The organism is Novosphingobium piscinae, assembly GCF_014230355.1.
In the GTDB taxonomy this organism is placed as follows: Bacteria; Pseudomonadota; Alphaproteobacteria; order Sphingomonadales; family Sphingomonadaceae; genus Novosphingobium; species Novosphingobium piscinae.
In genome coordinates, this window is sequence record NZ_JACLAX010000037.1 from 1 (window position 1) to 8,392 (window position 8,392).

Annotated in this window: 7 protein-coding genes; 4 read left to right on the forward strand and 3 right to left on the reverse strand. The window is 71.0% G+C overall.

Translation table 11 applies throughout. The features are described from left to right. Nucleotides 1-98: 98 nt before the first annotated feature. Entirely contained in the window at nucleotides 99-872 is a 774-nt protein-coding gene (locus H7F53_RS17355) for a competence/damage-inducible protein A (RefSeq protein WP_185680779.1), read from the reverse strand. Nucleotides 873-1,002: 130 nt separating this feature from the next. On the opposite strand from H7F53_RS17355, the gene H7F53_RS17360 reads away from it, so the two are divergent. Together H7F53_RS17360 and H7F53_RS17365 are read left to right on the forward strand one after the other, a co-directional pair. After that, nucleotides 1,003-1,977, forward strand: coding sequence for a magnesium and cobalt transport protein CorA (locus H7F53_RS17360; RefSeq protein WP_185680780.1), 975 nt, complete (start codon nucleotides 1,003-1,005; stop codon nucleotides 1,975-1,977). A gap of 86 nt (nucleotides 1,978-2,063) precedes the next feature. After that, nucleotides 2,064-3,818, forward strand: a complete 1,755-nt coding sequence (locus H7F53_RS17365) for a cation:proton antiporter domain-containing protein (protein WP_185680781.1) — start codon at nucleotides 2,064-2,066, stop codon at nucleotides 3,816-3,818. Nucleotides 3,819-4,425: 607 nt separating this feature from the next. On the opposite strand, the gene rimO is transcribed toward H7F53_RS17365, so the two are convergent. Further along, entirely contained in the window at nucleotides 4,426-5,805 is a 1,380-nt protein-coding gene (gene rimO, locus H7F53_RS17370; protein WP_185680782.1) for a 30S ribosomal protein S12 methylthiotransferase RimO, read from the reverse strand. Between the two features lie 61 nt (nucleotides 5,806-5,866). Here rimO and H7F53_RS17375 point away from each other — a divergent pair, with 61 nt between their 5' ends. Continuing rightward, nucleotides 5,867-6,379 carry a hypothetical protein gene (locus tag H7F53_RS17375; protein WP_185680783.1) on the forward strand — a complete coding sequence of 171 codons (513 nt, stop codon included), beginning with the start codon at nucleotides 5,867-5,869 and terminating at the stop codon, nucleotides 6,377-6,379. Nucleotides 6,380-6,382: 3 nt separating this feature from the next. Then, nucleotides 6,383-6,793, forward strand: coding sequence for a DUF1761 domain-containing protein (locus H7F53_RS17380; protein ID WP_185680784.1), 411 nt, complete (start codon nucleotides 6,383-6,385; stop codon nucleotides 6,791-6,793). Between the two features lie 574 nt (nucleotides 6,794-7,367). Here the strand turns inward: H7F53_RS17380 and H7F53_RS17385 are convergent. Continuing rightward, nucleotides 7,368-8,392 (reverse strand): M23 family metallopeptidase (locus tag H7F53_RS17385; RefSeq protein ID WP_185680785.1); only part of this gene is annotated, 1,025 nt, incomplete at its 5' end.

Consider the following 8,392-nt stretch of genomic DNA (forward strand, 5'->3'; position numbering starts at 1 on the left):
TGGCGCGCTGGGGCTCGGGCGCGGCGCAGCCGGCCAGCGCGGTGGCCGCCACCAGGCAGAGGCTCAGCGCCGCGGACGGGCGCCCCGGCGCTGCCCGCTCAGAGCCCACCGGCGACCGGGGTGCGGCCTCCCGCGGTGAGCCCCGCGGCGAGCGCGGCGCAGCAGGCCGCGAGCCGGTCCGGATCGACCGAGCGGATCACGAAATTGGCCCCGGTGCGGCCCTCGCGCCAGAACGGATAGGAGCCGATCTGGCAGCCCTCGTGGGTCTTTTCGGTCTGGCGCAACAGGTCGGCGACCTCGCTCTCGCCCACCCAGCAGCCGATCGTCTCGCTGAGCAGCGGGGCGCCGCCCTCGAGCGTGCCGGTCAGCGCCTCGAGCATGCCGGCCGTGATCGAGGGCACCCCGGCCATGATGTAGATGTTGCCCCAGCGGATCCCCGGCGCGCCGGTGAAGCGGTTGGGGATCAGGTCGGCACCCGCCGGGACCCGCGCCATGCGCAGCCGCGCCTCGGTCAGGCCGCCGCGGGTGGCGTAGTAGTCCTCGAGGATGGCCCGCGCCGCCGGGTGCACCTCGACCCCCACGCCCAGCGCGGCGGCGATGGCGTCGACCGTGATGTCGTCGTGCGTCGGGCCGATCCCGCCGGTGGTGAACAGGTAGTCGTTGCGGGCGCGCAGCGTGTTGACCGCCTCGACGATCGCCGGCTCCTCGTCGGCGACCACGCGCACCTCCTTCAGCCGGATCCCCTGGACCTGCAGCCAGGTGGCGACCTGCGCGATGTTCTTGTCGTGGGTCCGGCCCGAGAGGATCTCGTCGCCGATCACGATCAGCGCGGCGGTGAAGATGCGGGCGGCGGCGGCATTGTGGTCCAGCATCCCGGCTGGTTAGGTGACGCCGCCGCCGCGGGCAAGCGCGCACAGGGGCAGGCGGGCACGGGGGCAGGCGGGTACGGGGGCAGGCGGGCCGGGCAATTGCCAGCGCCGCGCGACTTTGCCACACCGGGGCATGCCGATCATCGCCGCGCGCCGCTATTCCGCGGGAAACACCGAAGACCACGTCCTCACGCTCGACGGTCAGCCGCGTCAGCCGCTCCCGCCCGACAGTTTCGACTGGATCGGGCTGTGCGAGCCGACCGCGGACGAGATGGAGCAGGCGCGCCGCCAGTTCGACCTGCACCCGCTGGCGGTGGAGGACGCGCTCAATCCGACGCAGCTGCCCAAGGTTGAGGTGTACGGCCCTGCGCTGTTCATCGTCGCGCGCACCGCCGAGCTGGGGGACGGCGAGACGATCGTCTATGGCCAGACCGCGCTGTTCCTGGGCCGGGACTACCTCGTCACCGTCCGGTTCGGCTCGTCGCGCGCGCACAACCCGGTGCGCGAGCGGGTCGAGGCCCACACCGAGCGACTCGCCGAGGGGGTCGACTATGTCGCCCATGCGATCCTCGACTTCATCGTCGACGGCTTCCAGCCGATCATCGACCGCTTCGAGGATGCCGTCCAGGCGATGGAGGAGCGGGCCATCGATACCTTCCCGCAGCCCTCGACGATCCGCCGCATCTTCCGCCTGCGCCGCCAGATCCGCCGCTTCGAGCGGATCGCCGGACCGATGGAGGAGGTCTGCGAGCGGCTCGCCACGGCGGACCTGCCGGTGATTGATCCGGGCGCGCGAATCTGGTTCCGCGACGTGCTCGACCATTCTCGCCGGGCGCTCGCGCGGATGCGGGGGCTGAAGGAGACGCTCGCCTCGATCGTCGAGACCGCGGGCCTGCTCGAGCAGCACCGCCAGGGCGAGATGACCCGCCAGCTCGCCGCCTGGGCCGCGATCCTGGCCGTGCCCACCGCCATCGCCGGGATCTATGGCATGAACTTCGAGTACATGCCCGAACTGCGCTGGCGCTACGGCTACTTCGTCGTGGTCGGGCTGATCGGCACGATCTGCCTCGGGCTGTGGTGGCGCTTCCGGCGGATCGGCTGGCTCTAAGGCAGCGGCCGGGCGCTTTACCGGTTCTGCTTGCCGGCCCGATCCGGTAAGCATGGGGTCATGACCCGCGCACTCCCCCGGCCGCGATGAGCGGCGCCGCAGACCACGTCTCGCTCGTACGCGACGGCTTTCTCCTGCTTGGCTTCGCCCTGGCCTTCGTGCTGGTGTTCCGCCGGCTCGGCCTGGGCGCCACGCTGGGCTACCTGCTGGCCGGGGCGGTGATCGGCCCGCAGGGTCTGGCGCTGGTGGGCGACCCGGAAAGCAAGCTCGGCATCGCCGAACTGGGCATCACCCTGCTGCTGTTCATCGTCGGGCTGGAGCTCAACCCGGCGCGGCTGTGGCGGCTGCGCCGCGAAATCTTCGGGCTGGGGCTGCTGCAGGTGACCGCCTGCGGGCTGGCGCTGGCGGGGATCGTCACGCTGGTGGTGGGCTTCACCCCGGCGGCGGCGCTGGCATTGGGCCTGCCGCTGGCCCTCTCTTCGACCGCGCAGGTCCTGCCGATGCTCCAGTCCTCGGGGCGCCTGCGCACGCCCTTCGGCGAGCGGGCCTTCGCGATCCTGCTGTTCCAGGACCTCTCGATCATCCCGATGATCACGATCATCACCGCGCTCAGCCGCAACCCGGCCGATGCCGGCGGTCCGCCCGGCTGGCTGCTGGGGCTCTACACGGTGGGCGCGATCGTCGGGCTGATCCTCGCCGGGCGCTACCTGCTGCAGCCGCTGTTCCGCCTGATCGGCAACCTCGGCGAGCGCGAGATGTTCGTCACCGCCGCGCTGTTCACGGTGATGGCCTCGGCCGCGCTGATGGAACTGCTCGGGCTGTCCACCGCACTGGGCGCCTTCATCGCCGGCGTGATGCTGGCCGATTCGCCCTACCGGCATGAGCTGGAGGCCGATGTCGAGCCGTTCCGCTCGATCCTGCTCGGCCTGTTCTTCCTCGCCGTGGGCATGATGCTGGACCTGCACGCCATCGCCGAACGGCCGCTGTTCGTGGCGGGCATGGCGCTGGCGCTGATCGCCGCCAAGGCGGTGGTGATGTTCGGCATCGCCCGGGTCTTCGGCATGACCAGCCGCGCCGCGCTGGGGCTCGGCCTGCTGCTCAGCCAGGGCGGCGAGTTCGGCTTCGTCCTGTTCACCCAGGCGCAGAACGCGCTGCTGATCTCGCCCGAGGCGGCCAGCCTGTTCGGCGCGGTGGTCACGCTGTCGATGGCCACCACGCCGTTCCTGATGACCATCACCCGCAGGTTCCGCGACGAGCCGATCAGCAAGGCGGAGGGCGAGCGCGAGGGCCCACGGTCGGACGGGGCCAACGCGCTGGTGGTCGGCTACGGCCGCTTCGGCCAGACCGTGGCGCAGATCCTGATCGCCAGCGACGTGCCGGTGACGCTGATCGATTCGGACATCGAGATGATCGATGTCGCGGGGACCTTCGGCGCCAAGGTCTACTTCGGCGACGGCACCCGGCTTGATCTGCTGCGCCAGGCCGGGGCCGAAGAGGCCGAGCTGATCCTGTTCTGCATCGACGGCGACCAGCTCAGCGCCGACTTCCTCGAGGCGGTGCACGAGGCCTTCCCCAACGCCGCGATCTATGTCCGCGCCTATGACCGCCGCGCGGTGGTCCGGCTCAAGGGCAGCCCGGCGCGGCGGATCGTCCGCGAGGTGCTCGAATCGGCCGTGGTCATGGCGCGCCGCGCGTTGGAGGACAGCGGCGTGGCCCTGGCCGAGATCGACCGCGCCGAGGACATGTTCCGCGCGCGCGACCGGGAACGCCTGCGCCTGCAGATCGAAACCGGCGACATGCGCGCGGCGCGCGACCGGATCATCACCCAGTCGGGGCGGTAAAAAGGGACGCGCCGTTCTTGACGGCGCGGTGCAGCGACCCGGTAGAGGTGTCGCGCGTTGGCTTCGACAGGCTCAGCCTGAGCGGGACTGGGAATGGGCCTGGGATAATCTCGGGCAAGGTTCTACTCACCACGCGTCCGCTTCCTCCTGGGCAAGTCCCCACACCCGCTCAAACAGGCTCAGCCTGAGCGGGACTGGGAATGGGCCTGGGATAACCTCGGGCTAGGTTCGACTCACCACGCGTCCGCTTCCTCCTGGGCAAGTCCCCACACCCGCTCAGACAGGCTCAGCCTGAGCGGGACTGGGAATGGGCCTGGGATAATCTCGGGCTAGGGTCGACTCACCACGCGTCCGCTTCCTCCTGGGCAAGTCCCCACACCCGCTCAGGCTGAGCCTGTCGAAGCCCACGCGGCAACGCGAGCCCAGAGCCCCCGAGGCCATGCACCCCCGTCCGGCGAAGGACCAAAAAAAGGGCCCGGTCGTTGCCGACCGGGCCTTTGAAGTCTTGGGAGAGGATGCCTGAAAGGCACCCCCTATGTGGGCCCGACTCGGTTTTGCTGCAAGTGCGAATAGTGCGTACACAGTTGCGCGAAACGCAACTGGGGTGTCATGACCCTGCCACAAAGCCGTAGAGATCGTGCGCGTCGGCATCCTCCACGGTGACGGGGACGATATCGCCCACCTGCAGCGTGGCGGGCACCTGGCGCAGGTAGACCGCGCCGTCGATCTCGGGCGCGTCGGCCTGGCTGCGGCCGGTGGCGCCAATGTCGCCGTCCTCGTCGGGTTCGCCCACCTCATCGATGATCACCGGCAGAGTGCGGCCGACCTTGGCGGCGAGGCGCGCGGCGCTGATCGCCTCGGTCTTTTCCATCAGGCGGGCATAGCGCTCCTCCTTGACCGCGTCCGGCACGGCGCCGGGCAGGTCATTGGCGCTGGCCCCGGCGACCGGCTCGAAGCGGAAACCGCCGACGCGGTCGAGTTGGGCCTCGTCCAGCCAGTCGAGCAGGTACTGGAAATCGGCCTCGGTCTCGCCCGGGAAGCCGACCACGAAGGATGAACGAATCGCGATATCCGGGCAGATCGCGCGCCAGGCGCGCAGGCGCTCCAGCACCTTGGCCTCGTTGGCCGGGCGCTTCATCGCCTTCAGTACCGAGGGCGCGGCGTGCTGGAAGGGGATGTCGAGATAGGGCGTCAGCAGCCCCTCGGCCATCAGCGGGATCACCGCGTCGACATGGGGGTAGGGGTAGACATAGTGCAGCCGCACCCAGGGGGTCTGCCCGTCCGGGCTGCGCAGCTGGCCCAGCTCGCGGGCCAGGTCGGTCATGTGGGTGCGGACCGCGCGGTCCTTCCACTGGCGTTCCTCGTGCCGCACGTCGACGCCATAGGCCGAGGTGTCCTGGCTGATCACCAGCAGCTCGCGCGTGCCCGCCGCCACCAGCTTTTCCGCCTCGCGCAGCACGGCATCGATCCGCCGGCTGGCCAGCTTGCCGCGCAGCTGCGGGATGATGCAGAACGCGCAGGCGTGATTGCAGCCCTCGGAAATCTTGAGATAGCTGTAGTGCCGCGGGGTCAGCTTGACCTCGCCGGGATCGGCCTGGGGGATCAGGTCGATATAGGGGCCCAGGCTGGCCGGGGCGGCCTCATGCACGGCCTCCACCACGGCCTCGTACTGGTGCGCGCCGGTGACGGCCAGCACCTTGGGGAACCTGGCGCGGATCAGCTCGGCCTCATTCCCCATGCAGCCGGTAACGATGACGCGGCCATTCTCGGCAATCGCCTCGCCGATCGCATTGAGGCTTTCTTCCTTGGCCGAATCGAGGAACCCGCAGGTGTTGACCAGCACCACGTCGGCGCCGGCATAGTCGGGGCTCATCGCATAGCCGTCGGCGCGGAGACGGGTGAGGATGCGCTCGCTGTCGACCAGCGCCTTGGGACAGCCGAGGCTGACCATGCCGACCTTGCGCGGAGAGGGGATTTCGAGTGCCATATCGCCGGCGCCCCTACACCCACTTGGCGCCCGCGTCGATTGCCGCGTATGGAGCCCCCGCATGCGCGTCACCATCACCAAGGGCCAGGCCGACGATGGCATTACGGGCATCCGCGACGACGGCAGCCGCTTCGCCGCCCGCTTTCCCAGGAAGGGCCCGCTGCCACACGATGCCGTGCACCTGTTCGTCGAGGAGGAACTGGGGCTGCGCGGGGCCTTCTGGGGCATGGTTGCCGCGGGCTATCACCCGGACGAGATCGCCGCGATCGCCCATGCCGCCGGGCATGCCAGCGCCAGCCGGGCGCAGGTGCCGCAGGCGCAGATCGTCGAACTGCTCCAGGCCGAGCGGATCGTGGAATGCTTCGAGGCCGACCTGTGGTCGGGCGGCAGCGGCGATCCGGCGCTGCTGATCGATCTGGCGGCCACGGCCTGCGCCGATTCGTTCGTGCCGCTGCCGGCCTTCGGCCCGGCCCAGGTGGCGGCGGTACGCGGCCGGATCGACAGCTTCTCGGCCCGCTGGCGGCCCGCCGCGCCCGGGCATGCCGAAACCATCGACTGGCGCGAGGGAGACTGAGCCATGGGTGCGATCAACTGGCTGGCCGTGCTGCTGGCCCCCGGACTGGCCGCCGCGATCGGCCGGGTCTGGTATGGCCCGCTGTTCGGCGGGCTCCCCCCCTTCGCCTTCATGGACACCGACCGGCGCCCCGATGCCGGCCCGGTGCGCGATGCCATCGCCGGGCTGTTCCTGCTGGCCTTTCCCGCCCTGATGCTGGGGCACAGTCTGGCCCGGATCGGACCGGCCACCCTGGCGGTCAAGCCGTGGCTCTACTGGATGCAGTCGGGCGGAGTGGCGCTGTTCTTCGTCATCCCGGCGGTGTGGCTCAACCAGGCCCGCCACGGCGTGACCCTGCGCGAAGCGCTGGTCGATGCCGGCTTCTGGCTGACCGCCTATCTGGCGATGGGCACGGTGTTCTGGACGCTGGGGTAGGGGCGCTTGGGGCTGATGACGGCGCCTGGCCCTTCGGCGAAGGGCCCCCGCCCAAAGGCCCCATACTGCGCCAACCTGCGTCATCCCGGGCTTGACCCGGGATCCAGCTTTGCATGCCCAACGGATGCCGGGCTAGGAACAGCTGGGTCCCGGGTCAAGCCCGGGACGACGGTCCATTTGTGGGCGGCAGCAGGATCGAAAGTCGCGGCGTTCCCGTAACTCCGCTCACCGCTTTGGCAGCAGGGCCTCCGGATCGCGCGGCACGGTGTTCCAGGCGGTGAGCTGGAGGCGTGGGGCCAGCGCCGGCGCGTGGCCTTCGACAAGCTCAGGCTGAGCGGAGGGGGAGATTGGGAGGAAGAGACCGGGTATGCCGGGCCTTGTTTGTCCTCAACCCACCGCAGCGGGCCCTTCCCAGACCCGCCCGGCCTGAGCTTGTCGAAGGCCACGCGGCAAGGCCCGCCCCACGTCTTCCTCCACCCACCAGCGGAGGGTCCACCCAAGCCCGCTCAGCCTGAGCCTGTCGAAGCATGTCCTGAGCTTCGCCGAAGGGGCCACGTGGTCAGGCCCGCCCTGCTCACCGCTTCGGCAGCAGGGCCTCCGGATCGCGCGGCACGGTGTTGCGGCGGATTTCGAAGTGGAGTTCGGTGGTGCTGGTCGATCCGGTGTTCCCGATCAGGCCCACCCGCTCGCCGCCGCGCACCAGCTCGCCCTTCTTCACGGTGACCTTCGACAGCTTGGCATAGGCCGAGAACCAGCCGCGGCCGTGGTCGATGATCACCACGTTGCCGTAAAGGTTGGGCTCCTTGCCGGCATACCACACCAGCCCGGGGGCGGCGGCGCGGACCGGGTCGCCCTTGGCGCCGGCGATGTCGATCCCGTCGTGCGGACTGGCCGGTGCGCCGCGGCGGCTGCGCGCCTCGCTGCTGCTGGCGCCGCGCGCGCGCGCCACGAAGCCGCGGCGGACCTTGCCCGGCGCCGGCCAGGTGAAGCGCAGCCCAGAGGTGGCGGAGGTGGCGGCGGCGGTCCCGGTGGTGGTCCCGGTGGCGGGCGCAGCCGGGCGGGCGGGCGGGCGGGCCTCGTCGTCATCGTCGTCGCGGTCGGCGGCGGGCGAGGGGCTGGCCGCCGGGAGCGGCGCGGCCCGGGTGAGGGTGGGGATCACCAGGGCCTGGCCGGCGCGGACGCGGCCCTTGGGATCGATCCCGTTGGCCACCGCGATCGCGCTCCACGGCACGCCATAGTCCATCGCGATGGCGAAGCCGGTCTCGCCCTCCTTGACCCGGTGCGACCGGCGGCGGGGGATCACCAGCACCTGACCCTCGCGCACGGCATAGGGCGGGGGCAGTGCATTGGCCTCGATGATCAGGATGCGCGGCACCTCGGCGCGGTTGGCGATCCCGCCCAGGGTCTCGCCGGCGCGCACGACATGGCGGGTCTCGGTGCGCGGATCGCTCTCGGCCGCGGGCTCAGTGCCGCGCGGGCTGGCGGTCCTGACGGGGCCGGGGCGTTCGGGCGCCGCCGCGGCGGGGGCGCTCCAGCCGGCGGCGGCCAGCAGCGCCAGGGAGGCGGCCAGCAGGACGGGCGCGGCGGCCAGCGCCGGGT

What these genes read in the sequence shown, in the direction of transcription:
- rimO (WP_185680782.1), bottom strand. Translation starts at nt 5,805, where the DNA reads ATGGCACTCGAAATCCCCTCTCCGCGCAAGGTCGGCATGGTCAGCCTC.
- H7F53_RS17375 (WP_185680783.1), top strand. Translation starts at nt 5,867, where the DNA reads ATGCGCGTCACCATCACCAAGGGCCAGGCCGACGATGGCATTACGGGC.
- H7F53_RS17360 (WP_185680780.1), top strand. Translation starts at nt 1,003, where the DNA reads ATGCCGATCATCGCCGCGCGCCGCTATTCCGCGGGAAACACCGAAGAC.
- H7F53_RS17380 (WP_185680784.1), top strand. Translation starts at nt 6,383, where the DNA reads ATGGGTGCGATCAACTGGCTGGCCGTGCTGCTGGCCCCCGGACTGGCC.
- H7F53_RS17365 (WP_185680781.1), top strand. Translation starts at nt 2,064, where the DNA reads ATGAGCGGCGCCGCAGACCACGTCTCGCTCGTACGCGACGGCTTTCTC.
- H7F53_RS17355 (WP_185680779.1), bottom strand. Translation starts at nt 872, where the DNA reads ATGCTGGACCACAATGCCGCCGCCGCCCGCATCTTCACCGCCGCGCTG.